The organism is Enterobacter sp. AC1, assembly GCF_050434705.1.
GTDB classification, from domain to species: domain Bacteria; phylum Pseudomonadota; class Gammaproteobacteria; order Enterobacterales; family Enterobacteriaceae; genus Enterobacter; species Enterobacter cloacae_L.
Genome location: NZ_JBNDIZ010000001.1, coordinates 954162 through 978847, shown reverse-complemented (window position 1 = coordinate 978847; position 24686 = coordinate 954162). Strand labels below are relative to the sequence as shown.

The window sequence follows — 24686 nt, the reverse complement described above, 5'->3', positions numbered from 1 at the left end:
GCAGACTACCGGGAAGTGATGGGCATCACCTTAAACCAATCCCTGCTGATTTCAAGTTCGGGGCGACACCGCCCCGTTGTTGCCGATGATGATACCTGAATCTGAGTTAATGTACTAGCATATTAGTACATGCGGCGGTTAAGCCCCATGATGTCGAGAATTTTGGTAGCAATCTCTTCAACGGAATAGTTGGTGCTGTTCAGCCACGGGATCTGGTTTTTGCGGTACAGGGCTTCCACTTCGGAGACCTCCATTCGGCACTGGCGCATAGAGGCGTAGCGGCTATTTTCGCGGCGCTCTTCGCGGATGGCTGCGAGGCGTTCCGGATTGATCGTCAGGCCGAACAGCTTGTGCTGAAGCGGCTTCAGGGCGGCGGGCAGCACCAGGTTATCCATGTCGTCAGCGATAAACGGGTAGTTCGCAGCGCGAATGCCAAACTGCATCGCCAGATAGAGGCTGGTCGGGGTTTTGCCGCAGCGCGACACGCCGAGCAGGATCACCTGCGCCTGGTCGAGATTACGCAGAGAGATACCGTCGTCGTGTGCCAGGGTGTAGTCAATGGCGGCGATACGCGCATCGTACTTGGTCAGGTTGCCGGGGTTAAGCCCGTGGGTGCGGTGGGCGATAGGGGTCGGGTCGAGCTTAAGCTCACTTTGCAGCGGCGCCACCAGCGCCTGCACGATATCCTGACAGAAGCCTTCACTCTGCAGGATGATGGAACGAATCTCGGGGATGACGATAGAGTAGAACACCAGCGGGCGCACGCCGGTCTGCTGAAAGATGGCGTCAATCTGGTCCTTCACCGCCCTGGCGCGGCTCTCATTTTCGACAAACGGCAGCGTGATGCTGTTAATCGAAACGGGAAATTGCGACATCACCGCGTGGCCCAGCACCTCGGCGGTGATCGCCGTACCATCAGAAATATAAAAAACGTGGCGATCGACAGCACTATCCATTTTACTCACCCTGAATATCAGACCTAATTGTCTGAAAGCATAAATTAAAAAAGATAATTACACAGCAAAGAACTTGTCCTAATTATAAATGAAACGGTGTTTTTGATTTTCCTGAAAAGCGGATTTCATTTTTCAAATAGCGACTTTGTTTTTGTGGTTTATCCCTGAATATAGAGGAATCATCGGGTTATTGGATGGTGGGAAAGTATCCGAAAAGTTGAAAATTTAAATTGCTTACACGATTCACCGTTTTTTTAGCGGAAATAATTATGCCAGTATAAATACGTAGTCAGGTGTTTCTTACTCCGATCAAATATCACAAAAGGATTGTTTCGATGTCCAACAATGGCTCGTCACCGCTGGTGCTTTGGTATAACCAACTCGGCATGAATGATGTAGACAGAGTTGGGGGCAAAAATGCCTCCCTGGGTGAAATGATTACAAATCTGTCGGGTATGGGTGTCTCCGTACCGAACGGATTTGCCACCACCGCCGATGCCTTTAACCTGTTTTTAGACCAGAGCGGTGTTAACCAGCGCATTTACGACCTGCTGGATAAAACGGATATTGATGATGTCACCGAGCTTGCAAAAGCCGGGGCGCAGATCCGCCAGTGGATCATCGACACACCTTTCCAGCCGGAACTGGAAAACGCCATTCACGACGCGTACAACCAGCTCTCCGCTGACGATGCGCAGGCCTCCTTTGCCGTGCGTTCCTCTGCAACTGCAGAAGATATGCCGGACGCCTCGTTCGCCGGACAGCAGGAAACCTTCCTGAACGTTCAGGGTTACGATGCGGTGCTGGTGGCGGTGAAGCACGTTTTTGCGTCCCTGTTTAACGACCGCGCCATCTCCTATCGCGTGCACCAGGGCTACGACCATCGCGGCGTCGCGCTTTCCGCTGGCGTTCAGCGTATGGTGCGCTCGGACGTAGGCTCATCCGGCGTGATGTTCTCCATCGATACCGAATCCGGCTTCGACCAGGTGGTATTCATCACCTCCGCGTGGGGCCTGGGTGAGATGGTCGTGCAGGGGGCGGTAAACCCTGACGAATTCTACGTTCACAAGCCTACGCTTGCGGCTAACCGTCCGGCAGTGGTGCGCCGCACCATGGGCTCGAAAAAAATCCGCATGATCTATGCCCCGACCCAGGAGCATGGCAAGCAGGTAAAAATTGAAGATGTGCCGCAGGAGCAGCGCGACCGCTTCTCCCTGACCGACGCCGAAGTGGAAGAGCTGGCGAAGCAGGCGGTGCAGATCGAAAAACACTACGGCCGTCCGATGGATATCGAATGGGCGAAAGACGGTAACACCGGCAAGCTGTTTATCGTGCAGGCGCGTCCGGAAACCGTCCGTTCACGTGGTCAGGTGATGGAGCGTTATACGCTGCACGCGCAGGGCAAAATCGTGGCGGAAGGCCGCGCGATTGGCCACCGCATCGGTGCCGGTCCGGTGAAAGTGATCCACGACATCAGCGAGATGAACCGCATTGAGCCCGGCGACGTGCTGGTAACCGACATGACCGACCCGGACTGGGAACCGATCATGAAGAAGGCCGCGGCCATCGTCACCAACCGCGGTGGCCGTACCTGTCACGCCGCCATCATCGCGCGCGAGCTGGGGATCCCTGCGGTTGTCGGCTGCGGTGACGCCACCGAGCGCATGAAAGACGGGCAGAACGTGACCGTCTCCTGTGCCGAAGGTGATACCGGCTACGTGTACGCCGACATCCTCGACTTCAGCGTGAAGAGCTCCAGCGTAGATACCATGCCGGACCTGCCGCTGAAGATCATGATGAACGTCGGTAACCCGGACCGCGCGTTTGACTTCGCCTGCCTGCCGAACGAAGGCGTGGGCCTGGCGCGTCTGGAGTTTATCATCAACCGTATGATTGGCGTTCACCCGCGCGCGCTGCTGGAGTTTGACGACCAGGATCCGAAGCTGCAGAACGAAATCCGCGAGATGATGAAAGGCTACGACTCACCAAGAGAGTTCTACGTCGGCCGTCTGACCGAAGGGATCGCGACGCTGGGTGCCGCCTTCTATCCGAAACGCGTGATTGTGCGCCTGTCGGACTTTAAGTCTAACGAATACGCCAACCTGGTGGGCGGCGAGCGCTACGAGCCGGAAGAAGAGAACCCGATGCTGGGCTTCCGCGGGGCCGGACGCTACGTGTCCGACAGTTTCCGCGACTGTTTCGCGCTGGAGTGTGACGCGGTGAAACGCGTGCGCAACGACATGGGGCTCACTAACGTGGAGATTATGATCCCGTTCGTGCGCACCGTGGACCAGGCGAAAGCGGTGGTAGACGAGCTGGCGCGTCAGGGTCTGAAGCGCGGCGAGAACGGGCTGAAGATCATCATGATGTGTGAAATTCCGTCCAACGCCCTGCTGGCAGAACAGTTCCTCGAACATTTCGACGGCTTCTCTATCGGCTCAAACGATATGACGCAGCTGACGCTGGGTCTGGACCGTGACTCCGGTGTGGTCTCTGAGCTGTTCGATGAGCGCAACGAGGCGGTGAAGGCGCTGCTCTCCATGTCCATCCGCGCGGCGAAGAAGCAGGGTAAATACGTCGGGATTTGTGGCCAGGGTCCATCCGACCATGAAGATTTTGCCGCATGGCTGATGGAAGAGGGGATTGATAGTCTCTCCCTGAACCCGGACACCGTGGTGCAAACCTGGCTGAGCCTGGCGGAACTGAATAAATAACCACTTAATAACGGATAAAGGCGAGGAGATATCTCCTCGCCTTTTTTATTTCCGCCCGAATATGCTCCCCATCACAAATAAAGTAAAAAACCAAATATCATAATTTGTCTGTTAATTTAGACAATTGTTAGCGCGCAAAGCGTTGCTAATACTTGAGCCTTACTGCGCAATTCCCTACCAATGATGCGCAACTGGTTGAAATACGTTTTAACCTGATAAAAAGGCAAACTACAATGACAATCTCCTCTGTATTGCGTACCAAAGATAAAATAGGCTATGGCTTAGGTGATATGGCCAGTGCGCTGGTCTGGCAAACGGCAACGTTATTTCTTGCTTACTTCTATACCGACGTTTTTGGATTGCCCGCCGCGATAATGGGCACCATGTTTTTAGTGGTGCGCGTGGTCGATGCGTTTGTCGACCCGTGTATTGGCGCGCTGGTCGACCGCACCCGGACGCGTCACGGTCGTTTTCGCCCCTGGCTGCTGTGGTTTGCCATTCCGTTTGGCGTGAGCTGCCTGATTACCTTTTATGTTCCGGACGCCGGGCCGACGGGGAAAATCGTTTATGCCTGCGTGACCTATGCGATCCTAAGCCTGATTTACTCCGCGATTAACGTGCCTTACTGCGCCATGCCCGGCGCGCTGACGCTGGATCCGCGCGAGCGCCACTCTCTGCAGTCGTGGCGCTTTGGCCTGTCGTTTATCGGCGGGCTGATTGTGACGGTTATTGCCCTGCCGCTGGTCTCATTGTTAGGTCAGGGCAACGTCCAGAAAGGCTATTTCTATGCCATGAGCCTGATGGGGCTGCTGGGAATTGTGCTGTTCTTCTGCTGTTTCCTGATGACCCGCGAGCGTTATTCTCCGCGTAGTGATACCTCCGGCTCCATGCTCACCGATTTAAAACTGCTGGCCGGAAACAGCCAGTGGCGTATTGTGTTCCTGTTTAATATTTTGCTGTTAACGGCGGTGGTAACGCGCGGATCCGCCACGATGTATTACGTCAACTACGTGCTGTTGCGCCCGGATCTGGTCTTTGCCTTTATTGTTTCCGGAATGGTGGCCTCCTTAAGCGGCGCATTATTATCTGAACGGCTGCTGGGGAAATTTGACCGCGTACGCGCCTATCAGTGGACCATTATTTCCTTCGTCATTTTCGGCGCGCTGATTTTCTTCCTGCCCCCTTCGCAGGTCTGGCTTATCTTTGGCCTCAACATTGTCTTCAGCTTTGTGCAAAACCTCACCACGCCGCTCCAGTGGACCATGTTCTCCGACGTAGTCGACTACGAAGAGCACCGCAGCGGCCGTCGTCTGGATGGGCTGGTGTTCTCCACCGCGCTGTTTGCCATAAAATTTGGCCTGGCGCTGGGCGGAGCGGTCGTCGGTTGGGTGCTTGGCATGGTGGATTACGCTCCGGGCCAGGCAACCCAGGCGCCGAACGTACTCTCGACCATCAACGCCCTGTTCACCCTCATCCCTTGCGCGCTGTTCCTCTGCATGGTCGCGCTGCTGGCCATCTACAAGCTCAACAGCCGGCTGGTGGATTCCATCGCCCGGGAGTTGGCCAGCAAGCGTGAGGTGAGGCCCGATGCGGGGCAGCTCAACCCAACAATCCCTTCCGCATTACAGGAGTAAAACATGACAGCTATCTATAAGGACGCGGGACGTCCCGTGCACGAGCGCGTCGCCGACTTGCTGGCGCGCATGACCCCGGAAGAGAAGTTCGCCCAGATGCACGCGTACTGGCTGATCCTCGATGAAAACGGCAACCACCGCGAGCGAAGCGATCTGAGTGACGAATTCGCCGGCGTGAGCGAGCAGGCGGCGCTCAGCGAACGGCTAAAGCTGGGCGTCGGGCAGATTACGCGTCCGCTGGGCACCCATATCGTTGACGCAAAAACCGGCGTGCGCGCCGCTAACCGCCTGCAGCGGATGATGATGGAAGAGACGCGACTCGGCATTCCGGCGCTGTTCCATGAAGAGTGCCTGGTGGGGCTGTTGTGCAAAGAGGCCACGCTGTTCCCGTCGTCGCTGAACTACGGTTCAACATGGGACCCGGAGCTTGTGCAGCGGGCGGCGGAGCAGATTGGCAAAGAGGCGCGCTCCGTGGGCTGCCAGCAGGGGCTGGCGCCGGTGCTGGACGTGTCCCGCGACGTGCGCTGGGGGCGAACCGAAGAGACCTTCGGGGAAGATCCCTGGCTGGTGGGGGTGATGGCCACCGCCTACGTGAAAGGGCTGCAGGGCGACAAACGCGATCTGCTGGCGACCCTCAAACATTACGTGGGTCACTCTTTCAGCGAGGGGGCGCGCAACCATGCCCCGGTGCATTTAGGCTTTAGCGAGCTGAACGACACCTTCCTGCTGCCGTTTGAAATGGCGGTGAAGCTGGCCGATGCCGGGTCAGTGATGCCGGCCTACCACGATATTGACAATCAGCCGGGGCACAGCGACAGCTTCCTGCTGACCACCGTCCTGCGCGAACGGTGGGGATTCGACGGAATCGTTGTCGCCGACTACGGCGGCGTCAGCCTTCTGCACCAGCACCATGGAGTCTCACACGATGCGGCCGAATCTGCCGCGCTGGCGTTCAACGCCGGGCTGGACGTCGAACTGCCGAAGGATGACTGCGCGCGCCACCTTGCAGAGGCCGTTGAGCGTGGGCTGATTTCCATGGCGAAAGTGGATGAGATTGTAAGCCGCGTGCTGACCGAAAAATTTCGCCTGGGCCTGTTTGAAAAGCCGTATGCCGATGAAAACGGTATCGAGCTGCAAAATGAGACGACCCGCCAGGTCGCCCGGGACGTGGCGAGTAAATCGTTAACGCTGCTTGAGAATAACGGCATTTTGCCACTCGGCGGCAAACCCCGCGTGGCGGTGGTGGGGCCGACGGCGGACGACCCGCTGGCGTTGCTCAGCGGCTACAGCTTCCCGGTACACCTGATCATCAGCGACATGGTTGAAGAGACTTCGCAGGTGACGACCCCGCGCGCGGCGCTGGAGCAGTACCTCGGTGCCTCTCAGGTCCGCTATGCCAAAGGGTGTCACATCATCGAAAAACGGATGGCGGGTGCGCCGGTCTTCCCGGGCGACAGCGGCGGTAAACCGATGCAGCAGTCGCCGGTATCGCAAAGTACCGCCCTTATCCCCGAGGCCGTGAAGGCTGCGCGGGAGAGTGATGTGGTGGTGGCCTGCGTGGGCGATCTCGCCGGGCTGTTCCAGAGCGGCACCGTGGGGGAAGGTTCCGATACCGATTCCCTGAACCTGCCGGGCGTGCAGCAACAGCTGCTGGAGGCGCTGGTGGCGACGGGCAAACCGGTGATTGTGGTGATGACAGGTGGGCGTCCGTACAACCTTCAGGGGCTGGAGGATAAGGTCGCGGCGCTGATAGCGGCGTGGGCACCGGGGCAGGAAGGGGGCTGGGCCATTGCTGACGTATTAACGGGGCGTGCGGAGCCGCAGGGGCGTCTGGTGGTGAGCGTGCCGAAAAGCGCCGGCGCGATGCCGTACTACTACAATCACAAGCTCAAAAGCGGCGGTACGCCGTTTGCGTTCCATTTCGGTTCACGTTACCCGTTTGGCTTCGGCCTCGGCTGGACGACGTTTAGCTGGGGCGCTGCCCGCGTAGCTGAACGCAGCATACCGGTTGACGGTGAGGTGACGCTGAGCGTAGATATCACCAATACCGGGGAGCGCAGCGGCAGCGAGGTGGTGCAGGTTTACGTCAGAGACAAGGTCGCCACGCAGGTTCGACCGCTTCAGGAGCTGAAGGCATTCCAGCGCGTCACGCTCTCGCCGGGCGAAACCGCCACGCTCACCTTTACGCTTCCGGTTGAGATGTTCAACTTTACCCGTCGGGACGGGAAACGCATCGTTGAGCCCGGAGAATTTGAGCTGCAGGTTGGCGCATCGTCGGCGGATATCCGTGAAGTGGTCACGGTGAATGTGACCGGCGAAACGCGGGTGCTGCCAGCGGCGTGGCGGATGCTGAGTCTCTGTCAGGTTACGCGCGCGTAATCAGGATAAAAAAAAGCCCATCGTGGGAGATGGGCAAAGACTACACACAGCAATTCGTTGTTTCACTCAGGGGATTTCCATGCTTATAAATCAAGGTGTTGATTTATAACCGTGTGCTAATAGTAGGCATGTCATCTTTTAGCGTCGATCGGATTCGTCTCAATAGTTAAAGAGACGTAAAGATTTCTTGAGGTTAAAGGAATGTTTAGTGCAGGAACGGCGGGTCTGACCAGTGAGTAACGAATAAATACTTTAGCAGTGTTAAAGTATTGTGCGGGGGAATGTAGGCCGGGTAAGCGTTAGCGCCACCCGGCAAAAAACTTAATGCGTGTTTTTCTCTTCCAGCTCTTCCAGTTCGCTCAAAATCACGTCCGGGTCAGTTGCCGGCGGCGGAATTTCATGCACCCAGGCGGAGAACAGGCGCCAGGTGACGGCAAGAAGCACCGGACCAATAAACAGGCCGATCATGCCAAAGGCAATCAGTCCACCAATGACCCCGGAGAGAATCAGAATGAGCGGCAGGTCTGCCCCCATGCGGATGAGGATCGGACGAATAACGTTATCCATGGTGCCGACCACGCAGCTCCAGACCAGCAAAACCGTTCCCCACGTGGTATCACCCGTCCAGTAGAGCCAGATAATGCTGGGAACCAGCACCAGCAGCGGTCCCAGCTGCGCCAGACAGGTCATCAGCATGACCACGGTAAACACGGTGGCGTACGGTACGCCGGAAATGGCCAGACCGATACCGCCCAGCACCGCCTGCACCAGCGCGGTGACCACCACCCCCAGCGCAACCGCACGCACCGCCTGCGCCGCCAGCAATACCGCGGCGTCACCGCGTTTGCCCGCCAGGCGCGTGGCAAAGTGACGAACCCCTAAAGCCACTTGCTCGCCGCGCCAGTAGAGCAGGGCGCTGAAGAGCAGCATCAGGGTACAGTGCATCATAAAGCGGCCGATATGCGCCGCCTGACCCACAAACCAGGTGGTGGTGGTGCCAATATACGGGCGGACTTTTGCCATCAGCGCGCTGCCGCCCATCTCCAGCAGGCTGTGCCAGCCGCTGTAGAGTTTGGCACCCACCAGCGGAATGCTGTTCAGCCAGGCGAGATCCGGCAGCGTCAGGTCGCCGCTGGTAATGGCGCGAATAACCGGACCACTGGAATCCACCAGGCTATTCACCAGCAGGGCGATGGGAATGATAAACAGCAGGAATAACAGGAGCGTCATGACCAGCACGGCTAACCCGCGGCGGCCGAACAGCAGCTTCTGCAAGCGCAGCAGCAAAGGCCACGTGGCAACGACAACGGTCGCCGCCCAGGCGAAGCCGAGAATAAAGGGTTGAACAATCCACAGACACGCAATAATCATGAGGGCCAGGAACAGCACCGACAGCAAAATTTGCGCAACATCCCTTGGCTGGCGAAGATTGACCATAAATGAAACTTTCCTTAACAGAACGCCAGCGTGGCTGGCGGGAACGGAAAACCGCGTCTCTCTAATCATTAATGATCTCAGCGGTTTTTGACAGGCGAATTCTGCCTGTAATTCAGCAGAGATTATAAGAAAAAAATGTGATAAAACTTTCAAGATACACGCAAACGATTTCATACAACTCTAATTAGGGTCGACGGTCATGATCCCACAGATTTCTCAGGCACCTGGCGTCGTTCAGCTGGTGCTTAATTTTTTGCAGGCACTGGAGCAACAGGGTTTTACAGGTGATACCGCCACAAACTATGCCGACAGGCTGACGATGGCGACCGATAACAGTATCTACCAGCTTCTTCCCGATGCCGTCGTTTTCCCTCGTTCAACGGCCGACGTCGCGCTGATTGCCCGGCTGGCCACGCAGGAGCGCTTCGCCTCGCTGGTCTTTACCCCGCGCGGCGGCGGCACCGGGACCAATGGTCAGGCGCTGAACCAGGGCATCATTATTGATATGTCGCGCTATATGAACCGCATCATTGAGATCAACCCGGAAGAGGGCTGGGTGCGGGTCGAAGCGGGCGTTATCAAAGATCAGCTTAATCAGTATCTCAAGCCTTACGGCTACTTCTTCGCGCCCGAACTCTCCACCAGTAACCGCGCGACCATAGGCGGGATGATTAACACGGATGCCTCCGGCCAGGGCTCGCTGGTCTACGGAAAAACTTCCGATCACGTGCTGGGCGTGCGGGCGGTTCTGCTGGGGGGCGATATCCTCGATACCCAGCCGATGGCGGTTGAGCTGGCGGAAACGCTGGGCAAAGATAACACCGCCAGCGGGCGTATTTATCGTACCGTGCTGGAGCGCTGTCGTGACAACCGTCAGCTGATCCTCGACAAATTCCCCAGGCTGAACCGCTTCCTGACCGGGTACGATCTGCGTCACGTATTCAACGACGACCTGACCCAGTTTGATTTAACCCGCGTGCTGACCGGCTCCGAAGGGACGCTGGCGTTTATCACAGAGGCGCGGCTGGATATCACCCGGTTGCCGAAGGTGCGTCGGCTGGTGAACGTCAAATATGATTCCTTCGACTCTGCGCTGCGCAATGCGCCGTTTATGGTGGAAGCGCAGGCGCTGTCGGTGGAAACCGTCGACTCTAAAGTGCTCAATCTGGCCCGGGAAGACATTGTCTGGCACTCCGTAAGCGAGCTGATTACCGACGTGCCGGATAAAGAGATGCTGGGTCTCAATATTGTGGAATTTGCTGGCGACGATGCGGAGCTGATTGAGCGCCAGGTCACCACGCTCTGCCAGCGGCTGGATGAGCTGATTGCCCAGGGCGAAGGCGGCGTAATCGGCTGGCAGCTCTGTAACGACCTGGCCGGTATCGAGCGTATCTATGCGATGCGTAAAAAAGCCGTGGGCCTGCTCGGCAATGCGAAAGGCGCAGCGAAGCCGATTCCGTTTGCCGAAGATACCTGCGTTCCGCCCGAGAATCTGGCGGATTATATCGTTGAGTTTCGCGCCCTGCTGGACAGCCACGGCCTGAGCTACGGCATGTTCGGCCACGTTGATGCCGGGGTACTGCACGTGCGTCCGGCGCTGGATATGTGCGACCCGCAGCAGGAGATCCTGATGAAGCAGATCTCCGACGATGTGGTGGCCTTAACCGCCAAATACGGCGGTCTGCTGTGGGGCGAGCACGGGAAAGGGTTCCGCGCGGAATACAGCCCGGCATTTTTCGGCGAACAGCTCTACGCGGAGCTGCGCAAGGTGAAGGCGGCGTTTGATCCGCATAACCGCCTTAACCCGGGTAAAATCTGTCCGCCGGAAGGCGTCGATGCCCCGATGCTGCAGGTGGACGCCGTCAAGCGCGGCACGTACGACAGGCAGATCCCGATTGCGGTGCGATCCTCATGGCGCGGCGCGATGGAGTGCAACGGCAACGGCCTGTGCTTTAACTTTGACGTGAAAAGCCCGATGTGCCCGTCGATGAAAATCACCAGCAACCGTATCCACTCTCCGAAAGGGCGGGCGACGCTGGTGCGCGAATGGCTGCGTCTGCTGGCCGACCGCGGGGTTGATCCGCTCAAGCTGGAGCAGGAGCTGCCGGAAAAACGGGCCAGCCTGCGCTCGCTGATCGAGCGCACCCGCAACAGCTGGCATGCCAACAAGGGCGAGTACGATTTCTCCCACGAGGTGAAAGAGGCGATGTCCGGCTGTCTGGCCTGTAAAGCCTGCTCAACCCAGTGCCCAATTAAAATCGACGTGCCGGAGTTCCGCTCGCGCTTCCTGCAGCTTTACCACACGCGCTATCTGCGTCCGGTGCGGGATCATCTGGTGGCGACGGTAGAAAGCTACGCGCCGCTGATGGCGCGTGCGCCAAAGACCTTTAACTTCTTTATCAACCAGCCGCTGGTGCGCAAGCTCTCCGAAAAACACATTGGGATGGTCGATCTCCCGCTGCTGTCGGTGCCGTCTCTGCAGCGCCAGCTCGTCGGTCATCGTTCGGCGAACATGACCCTGGAACAGCTGGAGGCGCTGACCCCTGAGCAAAAAGCGAACGTGGTGCTGGTGGTGCAGGATCCTTTTACCAGCTACTACGATGCGCAGGTGGTTGCGGATTTCATCCGCCTGTCGGAGAAGCTGGGCTATCAGCCGGTGGTACTGCCGTTCTCACCGAACGGCAAGGCGCAGCACATTAAAGGCTTCCTGACGCGCTTTGCAAAGACCGCGCGGAAAACGGCTGACTTCTTAAACCGCGTGGCGCAGCTGGGGATACCGATGGTCGGCGTCGATCCGGCGCTGGTGCTTTGCTATCGCGATGAATACAGGCAGACGCTGGGCGATAAGCGCGGCGATTTCAACGTGATGCTGGTGCACGAGTGGCTGCCGATGGCCCTGGACGACAAAGCGGTTCAGGATGTCAGCGGTGAACCGTGGTATCTGTTCGGCCACTGCACGGAAGTGACCGCGCTGCCGGGCGCACCCGGCCAGTGGGCGTCCGTCTTTGCCCGGTTCGGCGCGAAGCTGGAGAGCGTCAACGTGGGCTGCTGCGGGATGGCCGGCACCTACGGGCACGAAGTGAAAAACCACGCCAACTCGCTCGGCATCTATGAGCTGTCCTGGCATCAGGCGATGCAGCGTTTGCCGCGAAACCGCTGCCTGGCGACGGGCTACTCCTGCCGCAGTCAGGTAAAACGGGTCGAAGGTAACGGCGTGCGTCACCCATTGCAGGCTTTACTGGAGATAATTGGATGATCTGGAAACGTGCCGTCACGCTGCAGGCGCTGAACGCTATGGGCGAGGGAAATATGGTGGGGCTGCTGGGTATCCAGTTCATCCGCATTGGCGACGATGAGATTGAGGCCACCATGCCCGTCGATCGTCGCACCCATCAGCCGTTTGGTTTATTGCACGGCGGCGCATCCGTCGTGCTGGCCGAAACGCTGGGCTCGGTGGCGGGGTATCTCTGCACCGAAGGGGAGCAGAAGGTTGTCGGGCTTGAGGTTAACGCTAACCATATTCGCTCGGTGCGCAGCGGGCGCGTGCGCGGCGTTTGTCGCGCCCTGCACGCCGGTAGCCGCCATCAGGTGTGGCAGATAGATATTCTCGATGAGCAGGATCGCCTGTGCTGCTCGTCGCGACTGACCACGGCGGTTGTGTAAAGTTTTCAGATGTTTTGCCTTTGGTCAAAAACTAGCCAGCGGCTTGTGATATACTGGTCAGGTTTTGTACATAAGCGAGGACATCATGGATACTGAAATAACCCCAACACAGCTGGCAATTGAATATTTACGTCGCGATAAAAGCAACCTGTCTCCGGCGCAGTACCTGAAAAAGCTGAAACAGCTTGAGCTGGAATTTACAGATTTGCTGGCGCTCTCTTCGAATGAGCTGAAAGAAGAGATCTACTTTGCCTGGCGGTTGGGCGTTCACGTCCATTGAGAGATTAAAAGGGCCGCGACAGCGGCCTTTTTTGTGTCTGAAATTCAGTATCGGGCAGGGAGTTTGTTGATTCTGATAAGCCTGCCTTCTTCCATTTCGATAAATCCGCCGGTTTTAAATCCGCCAGAATGCGCATCACGCCGCTACGGGAAAGCTGGGTCTTGTCGCGAATGTAGCGTTCAGCGGTAATCCCCAGGCGGTAAGACTCATCTTCATTCATCAATAACATCAGCTGCTGGCGAATCATTTCATAGGCCGTTGGGGCACCTTTTGGCATGACGGTGTTGTAGAGCCGGTTGTACATGAACATCAGATGGTTTGACAGCAGCCCCCACAGCGCTTTCTCCTGAATAATGGCATTGAGCTGCCCGGTGGGCAACGTGCCGATCCTGCAGGGGGTCACCGTTTTCAGGTAGTCGTCAAAAAAGATGTCATTCAGATTGGCCATTCCAAAAAATGCCGGGCTTTTCGCCGTCGACAGCATCAGATTGTCGCTGCGTCGGTAAATGGCCACGGTGCCGTCCAGGATCAAATAACTCATCCCCTGGCCGTTGACCACCAGAGCCAGCTGCTCCCCGCGACCGGTGTTACGAATGGCAGAATAAGGTTGTAAGTGAGTAATCAGCTCTTGTGCATAAGGGGAGCCACGATGCGGCTTTTCTGTGGAGGACATAACCTGAACCTGAAAGAATCATCTTTCTGATTATAGCGTTACTCGTCATTCCCGGCACCACCGGGGTCAGTATTTCCTCGGTAAATGGTGCACATCAAGCAGCACGCCGCGCTCCATTGTAATGTACTTCCCGGTGCGCAGTTCGGCCAGGATCCGCATAATCCCGCTGCGCGACAGCCAGGTTCGACTTTGAATATACGCAGCCGCCGTGATGTTCATCCGTATTGCTTCCGGCTCCTGCATCAATTCCACCAGTTGAAAACGGATGATGTCATAGGCCGACATCTGGGAGATCCGCGAGCAGTGCTCGTAGACCCGCGAGGCGGTATAGATCAGCAGATGCGAAAAGGGCTCCCATAAATTGTGTTGCGCAACCAGACGATTAAAACCCTCCAGCGAAACGGCCGCAAGTTCAGAGGTCTCCAGCGCCCTGACGTACAGGTGTTCTGACGAGAACTGGCTGCTGACGCCGAGAATGAACGGCGAGGACTCAGAATTTAATACAATGCCATCTCCCCGACGGTGCAGTGCTACGCTGCCCTGCAGGAGTAAAAACACTGGCGGTCGTCGTGATGGTAATAGTGAACCACTTCCCCTCTGGACAGTATGCGTCTTTCAGTCAGGGGAAGAAGGGTATTAATTAATTTCTCGATGTGCTTATAGGGTTTTGCAGTCAGCACCGGTTTTTTTTCAATATCGACTTCGGGAGCCATTCGGGTGTTCATTAGATACCTCACTTACGGATGCGATCATTTTTTGATCGGCATAAAGAATTATCTTAAAAAACAGCAGGTCGTGGAATATTTGCGAAAGGTCTAAAAATAGACTGCAAGATGTTGTGGTCCTAATTATATGAATTTTAAGGTTGTCTTTTACGGGTCTAAAAGTAGACCCGTAATAACGGTGTTAAGGTAATTCCAAAGAAAATTGTTTTGATTTTGTTAAACCGTGGTCTACAGCTAGACCTCAAAGAGATTGTGCGCCGAAAAAGAGTTGTATAAATTTTACTCGTCAGCAGGCTTAACCCGGAATGTTTAACCCGAGCTGCGAAGCGACGTTATTTAATGGGCCCCTGGCAATATATAAATGACAAGATAGAGCGGGCGTGAACACCATTAAACCGCTTTGTCTGGATTTCTGTAATAAATAAAGTGACACAGGATTTACTTATGAAAAATAAAATGATGATAGCAATGCTGGCAATCGGCTCCGCTCTGGCAACGACGCACGCTTTCGCCGCCGCCGGTACCGTTAATTTTAACGGTAATATTCTGGATTCCGCCTGCGATGTGGATGTCGCTTCTCAGAATCAGGTCGTGGTATTAGGGGATTATTATAAAACGGAATTCCCGGCCACCGGCGCCAGAACGGCAGCAACGCAGTTTAATATTGTGTTGAAAAACTGCCCGGTAACGGTTACCAGCGCCAAAGTGCGTTTTGATGGTACGCCGGATGCCACCAATGCCAGCCTGCTGGCGATTGATTCGTCCGCGGCGGGGGCGGCTTCCGGGGTGGCCATTAACCTGATGACGGCAGATAAAGCGGATCTCCCGCTTCACGGCAGCAACGGCTATAGCTATGCGCTGAGCAGCACGGCGGATAATACCCTGAGTTTCTATGCCCAGTATATTTCCACCGCAGCGACAGTCACCGCCGGCCCGGCAAACTCTGTCGCTAACTTCTCAGTGGTCTACAACTGACAGTTTGCAGAATCATTAAGGGGCCAACCCGGCCCCTTTGTTGTATGAGGTTTATCATGCGTTTTATCACAATAACAGGACTGGCCCTGGTGCTGTCTGCACTCACGCTGACCACAGCCAGCGCCGGCGTCATTATTGGCGGCACCCGTCTCATATTCGATGGGGCTAAAAAAGAAGCGTCAATAAGCATAAATAACCCTGACAGTGCGCCTTATTTAATTCAGTCATGGATAGATATGCAGGAAGGGAACTCAGGTAAAGCGCCTTTTATTATTACACCGCCATTATATCGACTGGACGGTGGGCAAAAAAACATTGAGCGAATTGTGATGACGGGCGCACTGCCGCAGGAGCGGGAAAGTCTGTTCTGGCTGAATATTAAAGCGATCCCATCGGCCTCAAAACAGACGAACTCCCTGCAAATTGCAGTGAAAACCCGCATCAAATTGATTTACCGTCCGGAAGGTCTCCGGGCGTCAACACCAGAGGAACAGGCCAGTAAATTAACCTGGCAACGAATCGGGAATAACCTCGAGGTTAAAAACCCTACGCAATTCGTCATTAATTTTAATGAAATTACGCTGGCGGGAAAAAAAGTGGATGACGTGACGTATGTTTTACCCGGCGCTTCAGCCCGGTTTGCATTACCAAATGAGGCCAGGGGAAATTCCCTCACGTTTAAAATCATTAACGACTATGGCAGTCCCGGCGTTTTACATCAGGCCAGTTTGTAATGTATTAGCAAACGGCAACGCCCGTATTCATCAGGTAATTCGTCATGAAAGTAATAAACAGGATGCGGCCCGCGCGCCTGGCGACATTTATCGCCCTGGCGTTTGCCGGATCCTCTTCGTCGCTCTGTGCCAGTATGGCATTTAACACGGATCTGATTGAGCTGGACAATCCCGGCATGGATAAAGCCGATTTGTCGGCTTTTGAATCAGGCTCTCAGGCGCCGGGAAACTACCATGTCGATATTATTGTTGATGACGCATTAGTGGAGACGGGGGATATTCGCTTTACCGTGGGCAAAAACGCGAACGGCGATGATATATTGCAGCCGTGTCTGAGTATTGAACAATTAAAACGGTGGGGGGTAAAAACCGCATTATTTCCCTCACTCAGCGCGGAACAGGGCGAATGTGTCAATCTTCAGGCGATACCGCAGGCCAGTGCGGATTTCCAGTTTAGCGCCCTGCGCCTGGTGCTCAGCATCCCTCAGGCAGCCATCGATCTGCCGGCGAGAGGCTATGTACCCCCGCAGATGTGGGATGAAGGGATAACCGTAGCCATGCTTAATTACAGCCTGAGCGGGGCGACTAGCCGGGCGAAAACGGGGGAGCGGGCCAGCAGCAACAGCCAGTATGCGAACCTGCGTCCGGGGATCAATGTCGGGCCATGGCGTTTACGCAACTACACTACCTGGTCGCGGGATACTTCCGGAAAAGATCGATGGGACACGGTCTACAGCTACCTGCAACGCGCCGTGATCCCGCTGAAAGCGCAGCTGACCGTCGGGGACAGTTCCGCGCCGGCAGATGTCTTTGACAGCATGCCGTTTCGCGGCGTCCAGCTGGCGTCGGACGATGACATGCTGCCGGATTCCCTGAAGGGCTATGCGCCTGTGGTTCGCGGGATTGCCCGTACCAATGCGCAGGTTGTGATCCGCCAGAATGGCTATCAGATCTACCAAAGCTATGTGGCACCGGGCGCGTTTGAGATTACCGATATGTACCCCACTGGCGGCGCGGGCGACTTAGACGTGACCATCAAAGAGGCGGACGGCAGCGAGCAGCATTTCACGCTGCCGTATGCCTCGGTACCGGTATTGCAGCGCGAAGGGCGACTGAAATATGCCCTCTCTGCAGGACAGTATCGCGCTTATAACAGCAGCGTGGAGAAAACCCCGTTCGGGCAGATTACCGCGATTCATGGTCTGCGGGATGGCATCACGCTCTATGGCGGCGTGCAGTGCTCCGGCAAGTACCGGTCGCTTGCGCTCGGGGTAGGTAAAAACATGGGGGATTTCGGCGCGCTTTCCGCGGATATCACCCAGGCCTGGTCGAAACCGGACGGTATCGCAAAGACGCAGGGGCAGTCCTTGCGCGCGCGCTACAGCAAGAACCTGCTGAATACCGGCACGAATTTTTCGATTGCAGGATACCGGTATTCAACACGTGGCTATTACGGGATGCAGGAAGTGCTGGATTCCTTCGGGGACAGCAGCGCGCTTCAGGAAAGACGGCGCAATCGCGTGGAGCTGACGATGAGCCAGACGCTGGGTGGTGACCTGGGCGCGCTGACGCTCAGCGCCGCGCGGGAAGATTACTGGAATGCTGCCAGATCAATGGCGTCCTGGAGTGTGGGTTACAACAACTACTGGCACAACATCAGCTATGGCGTGACCTGGACATACAGTAAAAATGGCACCCCGGCGTCTTCCGCTAGCGGAAGTACAAAAGCCTACGATCGCGACCAGCTTCTGGCGTTTACCGTCAGCGTGCCGCTGGACACCTTTCAGCCGCAGACGTGGGCCAACTATGGCCTGAACGCCAGTCAGAATAATGGCACAACGCACGGTCTCGGCATGAACGGGGTTGCTCTCGAAAACAGCGCCCTGAACTGGAATATCCAGCAGGGTTACGGCACGGATGGCGTGGGTTATACCGGCAATATGAACGGCGACTATAAAGGCACATACGGCGAGGTCACGGCGGGCTATGGCTACGACAGCAGTAGCGAGCGCCTGAATTATGGTTTGCAGGGCGGCATCCTCGCGCATGCTGACGGCATTACGCTGTCTCAGCCGCTGGGAGAAACCAACGCGTTAATCAAAGCTCCTGGCGCGCACGGCGTCAATATTCGCAATCAGGCTGGCGTGCGTACGGATTACCGGGGCTATACGGTGGTAAATAACCTCTCCGTGTACCGGAAAAACGATCTCGCCCTCGATCCCGAGAATATGCCTGATGATGTGGAGCTGGAGATCAACACGCGCACGGTCACGCCGACACGCGGTGCGGTCGTGAAAGCGGATTATCGCTCCAAAGTGGGACGTCGGGCGTTGATGACCTTAAGGGACAATAACCGCGTTGTGCCCTTTGGCGCGGTGGTCACGCTGGAGGGCGATGCCAGCAGCAGTTTTATCGTCGGCGATCGCGGTCAGGTGTATTTAACCGGCCTGCGTGAACAGGGCACCGTTCTCGCGACATGGGGGACGCAATCCCACCAGCAGTGTCGGGCGGATTTTAATCTGCCGCAAGGATCTCAATATGGTGGCATCGCTGACATTAGCGTCACGTGTCGCCAGGAGCATTAATATGAAGGTAATCAACGTTATTTTACTGCTGTGTTGTCTGTGCGGCTGGCAAGTGGCCAGGGCCGGGACCTGCACGACGATCGTGCCGCAGCTGTCGACGCTGTCGGTGGGAACAATTAATGTTCAACGTGATGCACCTGTCGGCACGGTGATTTTTTCCGGCGCAGGAACGTATACGAGCTCCTATCTTACCGGATGTACCAATCCGCTAATGCTGGGTTTTAGCATGCGGTATAACAACGCCACGCTGAGCAGCTACGGCAATCATGTGTATAACACCAGCGTCAGCGGCATAGGTATTCGGTTTTCATCGAATGCCTATTTCGAGAACCCAAGCAATACGTTCTCTTACAGTGCGCAGACCTCTTATGTGGACTGGTACGGCGGTCGGGTTGAGCTGGTGGTGACCGGGCCGGTGTCATCCGGTGCCTTAACGCCGGGGGTCATCGGCGTGGTGACGATCCAGGGCAGCGACGGTGTTTATCGTGACGGGCTGACCGAGCAGCTTACCGGCGGAACCATCAACGCCCTGGCATGCACGATCAATACGCCGCAGCTGACGTTTCCGATCGGTGATATTTCCGCATCCGCCTTTGGTACCGTGGTGGGGACCACGCCGGGCGTGGCGCAGAATACGCAAAACCTGGGGTTAACCTGCAGCGCTGGCACCAATATTACGGTCTCGCTCAGCGGAATACAGAATCCCGACAGTGCAAATACCAGCGTTATGGCCTTAACGGGACAGGGGAGTGCCGGCACGGCAAAAGGTGTTGGCGTGCAGCTTTTATATAACGGTACGCCGCTGGCATTAAATAGCCGTCTGTTGCTCAAACAGTCTGCGGGTGGACAAGAGACGCTCCCGTTAACGGCGCGTTATTATCAGACATCAACCTCCGTCGAGTCCGGCTCCGCGAATGCGTCCGCCACGCTTAATTTGACGTATCAGTAACGGGTGGAACGATGAAAATACATTATCAGCGCGGGCTTATTCTGCTTTTATTCTGCGGGCACGCTTTCGCTGCTGACAGCGTAAATCTTGGCGTCACGGGAAATATCGTTGCCTCGCCCTGTATCTTTAACGGCGGAAGCACCAGTATGGATATTAACCTCGGGAATATACAGGCCACCAATATGGCGACGCCGGGGTCTTCATCCGATCCGGTACCTTTTAACCTGCTGTTTACCCAGTGTCCGGTAGGGACGCGCAGCGTGACGGTGTCGTTTACCGGCACGCCCGATTCCGTGGCTGGCGCGGACTACTATATAAACAGCGGCTCGGCGAAAAATGTGGCGGTTGCCATGCGTGAGGCCGGAACGGGCACGCTAAAGGGATCGGGTTCCAGCATAACGCAAAATATTGCGGCAGACAGAACCGCCACCATGGCCATGCAGGCTGCGGTTAAATCGGTTAGCGGTGGCGCGACGCCGGGGAGTATCCGTGCAGTTGTTGTCATGACGATGCAATACAACTAAGACACAAGCGTGTTGATATACCCGTCATACTTCAAGTTGCATGTGCGTTGGCTGCACTCGTTCACCCCAGTCACTTACTTATGTAAGCTCCTGGGGATTCACTCCCTTGCCGCGTTACTCGGCCTGTGGCCTCGCCCCTTTGGGGCCAGCGCAAGCGCTGTTCAAAACGGCAAGCCGTTTTGTCCTGCAACTCGAATTATTTGGGTATAAGCCTTATTGATTAACAGACATTGGTACTCGCTATGCTGAATATCCTGATTCAAGAGACAGATCAATTTTTTCACCATGGGCTGCAGCGTTTCTTTATGGAATTTTTCTGGCGCAATTTTAAGCGGCAGATCCATTTTGGCGTTGAGCTTAGCCACGATAACGTCAGTGCGGCGGATATTGTCGTTATTACGCTATGTCAGGGAGAGACGCTCACCTGTTTTCCTGAGTTACAGTCGCGACAAAAAGGTATCGTGATAGGGCTGGTTGAGGATTCCCTGCGTTTCTCGGCATTGCCGTCCTGTTTTCAGGATATTATTTTTATTCCCCGCAGCGCCTCGCTCGATCATCTAAGCCAGGTGCTGTTTATCGCCTGGCATAGCACGCAGTCACCCGGTTATACCTGGAATAAAATTAGCTGCTTCGAGTGTCAGTATAAAACCCTGTCACCGCAGCAAATTCGCATTATGGGGAATTTTTACAGGGGACTATCGGTGGTGCAGATCGCCCGTGTGCTGAAAATGAGCGATAAAACCGTTTTTACGCATAAATATATGATGATGCAGAAATTCAATCTGCGAAGTGATTTTGAACTGATGGCGCTGATTCGCAAAATGGTGGAGAAGAACAATCACCCAAACATGCTGCGTGACTATCTGGTCAATAATTACGGGTAATGTGTTTTTTATGCAGTGAATTACAAAACATAGTGCACGGTTATACACCTATAGAATAGCGTTCGCGTCATGGTACTTTTTATGCTTTATATAATGACGCCTTCGCTATGCAAATTCATAAAACCATCAAGCCGATTTTTGTCACTCAGTTTCAGTGTGTTGGGCCAGAGTGCTTAATGTCATGCTGTCGGGGTTGGACGATCGGTATTGATAAGAAAACCCACCAGAAATATGTCCTTTCCTCACACGCAGAGATTGCCGCCATTGCCAAAGAGAATCTCATTCTTCAGCGAAAGGGCAAGAGCAACTATTCCAGAGTCAGGCTCAACGAAAAGGGCGACTGTCCTTTTATCGATGAAAACAAGCTCTGCATGGTGCACCGCGATTTAGGGGAAGAGGCGCTCTCGCATACCTGTAGCACCTATCCCCGGAATTCAACCCGCTATCAGGATGAGACGCGACATACGATGACGCTCTCCTGTCCGGAAGTGGTGCGACGCGTGCTGTTTGACCCGGATGCCATGCTGCTTCAGGAGCAGGATGAGCTCGTGGCGCGCTACAAAACAAACCTGATTGGGCAGCGTCAGTCTGTCTCGCAGACGCAGCAGGTGATCCATCTTTTTGCCTGGAATTTAATCCAGTCGCCTTCACGCAACATTGAAGAGAATTTAATGGCGCTGGCACAGTTTATTCTCTGCCTTCAGCACGTTAACTTTGATTTGCATAATAAATTTGCTGAAGTGGAAAATTTCTACGAGGCGTTACGCAATGAACTTCAGAGCGGAAAGTCGATGATCGATTCCGGTAATCTGGCCAATTCAAACGCGATGAAATATCTGGCCTTGTCCGTGATGGGGACCAACGTGGCGAAAGATTCGGTCAGGGACGGTTTTATTCTTGAAGGGCATCAGCAAATTGCCTCGTATCTGAATATGGCCGGTTCAGACGACGCCGGTGAACTGGAGGCGAAATTCGACAAGATTAATCAGCAGTGGCATAAATTGTGTGAGGCATCCTGTTTATCAGAGCCTTACGTGTTACGTAATTATCTGCTGTATAAACTCTACAATAGCCATTTCCCCGGCAAAAATACGGCAACCGTGATGCGTCAGTTTTATCGCATGGTGCTGGACTTTTTCTACGTGAAATTCATTCTCAGCGTAAAATCGATGCAGGGTGAAATCGACCAGCAGGTCGTGATGAAAACCATCGCCAGCCTTTCAGAAAAGACCATGCACAATAGCACCATCGATGCGCGCATGGACTTTGCGATAGATAAGATCAATGGCGGCGATGATTTATCCTGCCTGTTGTTGATTGGATAAACGTTCAACGTGTCAGAGGCTCACTTTGTGAGCCTCTTTTCCTTACACATTCACCGCGCTAATCAGCCGCGACTTCATGGACTGGTACGCAGACGCCGCGTAATCCTCCGCCCAGCGCTGGTCGTCAATCGCCTCCAGCTGCACCGCGCAGTACTTCGTTTCCGGGGTTTTGGAGATAGGGTCGAGGTTATCCTGGGTCAGCTCGTTGCAGGCACCAATCCACCATTGATAGGTCATATAGACGGCTCCGGCGTTGATGCGTTCGCTGATGCTGGCGCGGGTAATCACTTTGCCGCGACGCGAACGCACCCAGACCAGTTGCCCGTCAGTAATGCCCAGCTTGTCCGCATCGGCAGGGTTCATTTGCACCCGACCCGGCTCATCGGCCAGGCTTTGCAGCGCGGCGCAGTTCCCGGTCATGGAGCGGCAGGAGTAGTGCCCCACCTCGCGTACCGTACAGAGCACCAGCGGGAAATCCGCATCCGGGGTTTCCGCCGGCGCACGCCACGGTGCGGCAAAGAGCTGCCCTTTACCGCTCGGCGTGTCGAACTGATTGTCTTTGTACAGGTACGGTGTTCCCGGATGATCCAGCGTCGGGCACGGCCATTGCACGTGGCCCATCTCGCCCATTTTTTCATACGTCACGCCGAAGAAGAGCGGGCACAGCTCGCGCATCTCATCCCAGATCTGCTGGTTGGAGTCATAATGCATCGGGTAGCCCATCTCGGTGGCGAGCAGGCTGATGATTTCCCAGTCGCGCTTCACGTTGCCGCTGGCCTCAATGGCTTTACCAAAACGCTGGAACCCACGGTCGGCGCAGGTAAAGACGCCGCCGTGTTCACCCCAGGAGGTGGCAGGGAGCAGAACGTCCGCCACCTCTGCCGTTTTGGTCATAAAGATGTCCTGAACCACGACAAAATCGAGCGCTTCAAAACCGCTGCGCACCAGGCCGAGGTCGGCCTCTGTCTGAAGCGGGTCTTCTCCCATGATGTAATAGGCTTTGACCTTGCCTTCCAGCGCAAGGTGAGGCACTTCGGTAATGCGCGTTCCGACCCGATCGTCCATCCTGTTGACGTCAATTCCCCAGGCATCGGCGAACTTTTGCCTGACCGCCGGATCGGTCACATCCTGATAGCCGGGGAACATATTCGGCAGCACGCCCATATCACAGGCACCCTGTACGTTATTTTGACCGCGCACGGGACCGACGCCGACGGCTGGGCGACCGAGGTTGCCGGTCAGCAGCGCCAGGCTGGAAAGCCCTTTTACCACATCGACGGCCTGACCAAACTGGGTCACGCCCATTCCCCACATCACGGTGGCGGAAGGGGCCGCCGCGAAGGTACGCATTGCCTGGCGAACGTCGCGGGCGGCAATCCCGGTGATATGTTCGACCTTCTCCGGCGCATAGTCTTTCACCGTCTGCCGGTAGGCCTCAAGCCCCTCCGTAAAGCGCGCCACGTAGCTTTTGTCGTACAGCTCCTCTTCCAGCAGCACGTAGCCAAAGGCGTTGACCAGCGCCATGTTGCTGCCGTTTTTCAGCTGCAGATGCTGATCCGCAATACGCGCCGTTTCAATGCGTCGCGGATCGCAGACGATAATTTTTGCGCCGTTTTCACGCGCTTTCAGCACGCGCCGGGCGACGATAGGGTGAGAGTCCGCGCAGTTATAGCCAAATACCAGCAGGCATTTTGAGTGTTCAATATCGTTGATTGAATTGCTCATTGCGCCGTTGCCGAGCGTTTCCTGCAAACCGGCCACGGAAGGGCCGTGACAGACGCGCGCGCAGCAGTCCACGTTGTTGGTGTTCAGCACCGCGCGGGCAAATTTTTGCATCACATAGTTTGTTTCATTGCCGGTTCCGCGGGAGGAGCCGGTGGTCATGATCGACCGTGGCCCGTGCTGCGCTTTAATGCTGCTGAGCCTGTGGGCGGTGTAGCGGATAGCCTCTTCCCAGGTAACGGGCGTGAATGCCTCGCCCTTGTGGTAGCGGATCATCGGCTGAGTCAGGCGCGGGGTGAGCAGACGGGTATCGTTGAGGAAGTCCCAGCCGTAAAATCCTTTCAGACACAAGGTGCCCTGGTTTGTGACCCCCTCTGCCGCTTCGGCACGGATGATACGGTTATTTTCAACGACAAGGTTTAGTTTACAGCCTGCACCGCAGTACGGGCAGACGCTGGCGATCTTTTTCATCAATAACAGACCTGTTAAGAAATGAAGCAAAGTTGACTGGAAAACCCAGTCCCGTA

17 protein-coding genes, 1 other RNA gene and 1 pseudogene are annotated in these 24686 nt (G+C 55.6%); 13 read left to right on the top strand and 6 right to left on the bottom strand.

What is annotated here, in order from left to right; genetic code table 11:
- Window positions 1-122: 122 nt before the first annotated feature.
- On the bottom strand, window positions 123-956 hold the full coding sequence (gene ppsR, locus M2433_RS04675; RefSeq protein WP_429053061.1) for a posphoenolpyruvate synthetase regulatory kinase/phosphorylase PpsR: 834 nt from the start codon (window positions 954-956) through the stop codon (window positions 123-125).
- Window positions 957-1291: 335 nt separating this feature from the next.
- Between ppsR and ppsA the strand changes: the two genes are divergently transcribed.
- The 3 genes from ppsA (at window position 1292) to M2433_RS04660 (ending at window position 7683) form a co-directional block, all read left to right on the top strand.
- Window positions 1292-3670 carry a phosphoenolpyruvate synthase gene (gene ppsA / locus M2433_RS04670; RefSeq protein WP_429053060.1) on the top strand — a complete coding sequence of 793 codons (2379 nt, stop codon included), beginning with the start codon at window positions 1292-1294 and terminating at the stop codon, window positions 3668-3670.
- 233 nt (window positions 3671-3903) lie between these two features.
- Window positions 3904-5304 (top strand): MFS transporter, encoded by a 1401-nt coding sequence (locus M2433_RS04665; protein ID WP_429053058.1) that lies wholly within the window; start codon window positions 3904-3906, stop codon window positions 5302-5304.
- 3 nt (window positions 5305-5307) lie between these two features.
- Window positions 5308-7683, top strand: coding sequence for a glycoside hydrolase family 3 N-terminal domain-containing protein (locus M2433_RS04660; protein WP_429053057.1), 2376 nt, complete (start codon window positions 5308-5310; stop codon window positions 7681-7683).
- 5 nt (window positions 7684-7688) lie between these two features.
- On the opposite strand, the gene rprA is transcribed toward M2433_RS04660, so the two are convergent.
- Both rprA and ydiK read right to left on the bottom strand, forming a co-directional pair.
- Window positions 7689-7796, bottom strand: an RNA gene (rprA, locus tag M2433_RS04655) — antisense sRNA RprA.
- A gap of 208 nt (window positions 7797-8004) precedes the next feature.
- Window positions 8005-9120 (bottom strand): AI-2E family transporter YdiK, encoded by a 1116-nt coding sequence (ydiK, locus tag M2433_RS04650; RefSeq protein WP_047348843.1) that lies wholly within the window; start codon window positions 9118-9120, stop codon window positions 8005-8007.
- 199 nt (window positions 9121-9319) lie between these two features.
- Here ydiK and ydiJ point away from each other — a divergent pair, with 199 nt between their 5' ends.
- From ydiJ to M2433_RS04635, 3 genes are all read left to right on the top strand, one after another.
- Window positions 9320-12376, top strand: coding sequence for a D-2-hydroxyglutarate dehydrogenase YdiJ (gene ydiJ / locus M2433_RS04645; protein ID WP_429053056.1), 3057 nt, complete (start codon window positions 9320-9322; stop codon window positions 12374-12376).
- Window positions 12373-12783, top strand: a complete 411-nt coding sequence (menI, locus tag M2433_RS04640; protein ID WP_429053055.1) for a 1,4-dihydroxy-2-naphthoyl-CoA hydrolase — start codon at window positions 12373-12375, stop codon at window positions 12781-12783. The genes ydiJ and menI overlap by 4 nt, the downstream gene beginning before the upstream one ends.
- An 85-nt stretch (window positions 12784-12868) precedes the next feature.
- The gene (locus tag M2433_RS04635; RefSeq protein ID WP_003857766.1) at window positions 12869-13063 is read left to right on the top strand and encodes a YdiH family protein; all 195 of its coding nucleotides are present in this window, start codon (window positions 12869-12871) and stop codon (window positions 13061-13063) included.
- A gap of 4 nt (window positions 13064-13067) precedes the next feature.
- Here the strand turns inward: M2433_RS04635 and M2433_RS04630 are convergent, their stop codons facing one another.
- Together M2433_RS04630 and M2433_RS04625 are read right to left on the bottom strand one after the other, a co-directional pair.
- Entirely contained in the window at window positions 13068-13736 is a 669-nt protein-coding gene (locus M2433_RS04630) for a helix-turn-helix domain-containing protein (protein WP_429053053.1), read from the bottom strand.
- A gap of 66 nt (window positions 13737-13802) precedes the next feature.
- Window positions 13803-14461, bottom strand: a pseudogene (locus M2433_RS04625) (helix-turn-helix domain-containing protein).
- A gap of 444 nt (window positions 14462-14905) precedes the next feature.
- On the opposite strand from M2433_RS04625, the gene M2433_RS04620 reads away from it, so the two are divergent.
- From M2433_RS04620 to fliB, 7 genes are all read left to right on the top strand, one after another.
- Window positions 14906-15436, top strand: coding sequence for a fimbrial protein (locus M2433_RS04620; protein ID WP_429053052.1), 531 nt, complete (start codon window positions 14906-14908; stop codon window positions 15434-15436).
- A gap of 56 nt (window positions 15437-15492) precedes the next feature.
- Window positions 15493-16170, top strand: coding sequence for a fimbrial biogenesis chaperone (locus M2433_RS04615; protein ID WP_429053051.1), 678 nt, complete (start codon window positions 15493-15495; stop codon window positions 16168-16170).
- Window positions 16171-16214: 44 nt separating this feature from the next.
- Complete coding sequence (locus tag M2433_RS04610) at window positions 16215-18755, top strand: fimbria/pilus outer membrane usher protein (protein ID WP_429053050.1); 2541 nt, start codon at window positions 16215-16217, stop codon at window positions 18753-18755.
- Window position 18756: 1 nt separating this feature from the next.
- Window positions 18757-19704 (top strand): fimbrial protein, encoded by a 948-nt coding sequence (locus M2433_RS04605; RefSeq protein WP_429053049.1) that lies wholly within the window; start codon window positions 18757-18759, stop codon window positions 19702-19704.
- A gap of 11 nt (window positions 19705-19715) precedes the next feature.
- Complete coding sequence (locus M2433_RS04600) at window positions 19716-20228, top strand: fimbrial protein (RefSeq protein ID WP_429053048.1); 513 nt, start codon at window positions 19716-19718, stop codon at window positions 20226-20228.
- Between the two features lie 242 nt (window positions 20229-20470).
- Window positions 20471-21112 (top strand): helix-turn-helix transcriptional regulator, encoded by a 642-nt coding sequence (locus tag M2433_RS04595; protein WP_429053047.1) that lies wholly within the window; start codon window positions 20471-20473, stop codon window positions 21110-21112.
- A gap of 107 nt (window positions 21113-21219) precedes the next feature.
- Complete coding sequence (gene fliB, locus M2433_RS04590; RefSeq protein WP_429053046.1) at window positions 21220-22437, top strand: flagellin lysine-N-methylase; 1218 nt, start codon at window positions 21220-21222, stop codon at window positions 22435-22437.
- Between the two features lie 42 nt (window positions 22438-22479).
- Here fliB and fdhF read toward each other — a convergent pair whose 3' ends face one another.
- Window positions 22480-24630, bottom strand: coding sequence for a formate dehydrogenase subunit alpha (gene fdhF / locus M2433_RS04585; RefSeq protein WP_429053045.1), 2151 nt, complete (start codon window positions 24628-24630; stop codon window positions 22480-22482).
- Window positions 24631-24686 lie beyond the last annotated feature (56 nt).

Bases quoted from the DNA above. Each gene is read 5' to 3' on its own strand.
- fliB (WP_429053046.1), top strand. From the start codon at position 21,220: ATGCAAATTCATAAAACCATCAAGCCGATTTTTGTCACTCAGTTTCAG.
- M2433_RS04610 (WP_429053050.1), top strand. From the start codon at position 16,215: ATGAAAGTAATAAACAGGATGCGGCCCGCGCGCCTGGCGACATTTATC.
- M2433_RS04635 (WP_003857766.1), top strand. From the start codon at position 12,869: ATGGATACTGAAATAACCCCAACACAGCTGGCAATTGAATATTTACGT.
- M2433_RS04600 (WP_429053048.1), top strand. From the start codon at position 19,716: ATGAAAATACATTATCAGCGCGGGCTTATTCTGCTTTTATTCTGCGGG.
- M2433_RS04595 (WP_429053047.1), top strand. From the start codon at position 20,471: ATGCTGAATATCCTGATTCAAGAGACAGATCAATTTTTTCACCATGGG.
- M2433_RS04665 (WP_429053058.1), top strand. From the start codon at position 3,904: ATGACAATCTCCTCTGTATTGCGTACCAAAGATAAAATAGGCTATGGC.
- ppsR (WP_429053061.1), bottom strand. From the start codon at position 956: ATGGATAGTGCTGTCGATCGCCACGTTTTTTATATTTCTGATGGTACG.
- ydiJ (WP_429053056.1), top strand. From the start codon at position 9,320: ATGATCCCACAGATTTCTCAGGCACCTGGCGTCGTTCAGCTGGTGCTT.
- M2433_RS04660 (WP_429053057.1), top strand. From the start codon at position 5,308: ATGACAGCTATCTATAAGGACGCGGGACGTCCCGTGCACGAGCGCGTC.
- M2433_RS04605 (WP_429053049.1), top strand. From the start codon at position 18,757: ATGAAGGTAATCAACGTTATTTTACTGCTGTGTTGTCTGTGCGGCTGG.
- M2433_RS04620 (WP_429053052.1), top strand. From the start codon at position 14,906: ATGAAAAATAAAATGATGATAGCAATGCTGGCAATCGGCTCCGCTCTG.
- ppsA (WP_429053060.1), top strand. From the start codon at position 1,292: ATGTCCAACAATGGCTCGTCACCGCTGGTGCTTTGGTATAACCAACTC.
- M2433_RS04630 (WP_429053053.1), bottom strand. From the start codon at position 13,736: ATGTCCTCCACAGAAAAGCCGCATCGTGGCTCCCCTTATGCACAAGAG.
- menI (WP_429053055.1), top strand. From the start codon at position 12,373: ATGATCTGGAAACGTGCCGTCACGCTGCAGGCGCTGAACGCTATGGGC.
- fdhF (WP_429053045.1), bottom strand. From the start codon at position 24,630: ATGAAAAAGATCGCCAGCGTCTGCCCGTACTGCGGTGCAGGCTGTAAA.
- M2433_RS04615 (WP_429053051.1), top strand. From the start codon at position 15,493: ATGCGTTTTATCACAATAACAGGACTGGCCCTGGTGCTGTCTGCACTC.
- ydiK (WP_047348843.1), bottom strand. From the start codon at position 9,120: ATGGTCAATCTTCGCCAGCCAAGGGATGTTGCGCAAATTTTGCTGTCG.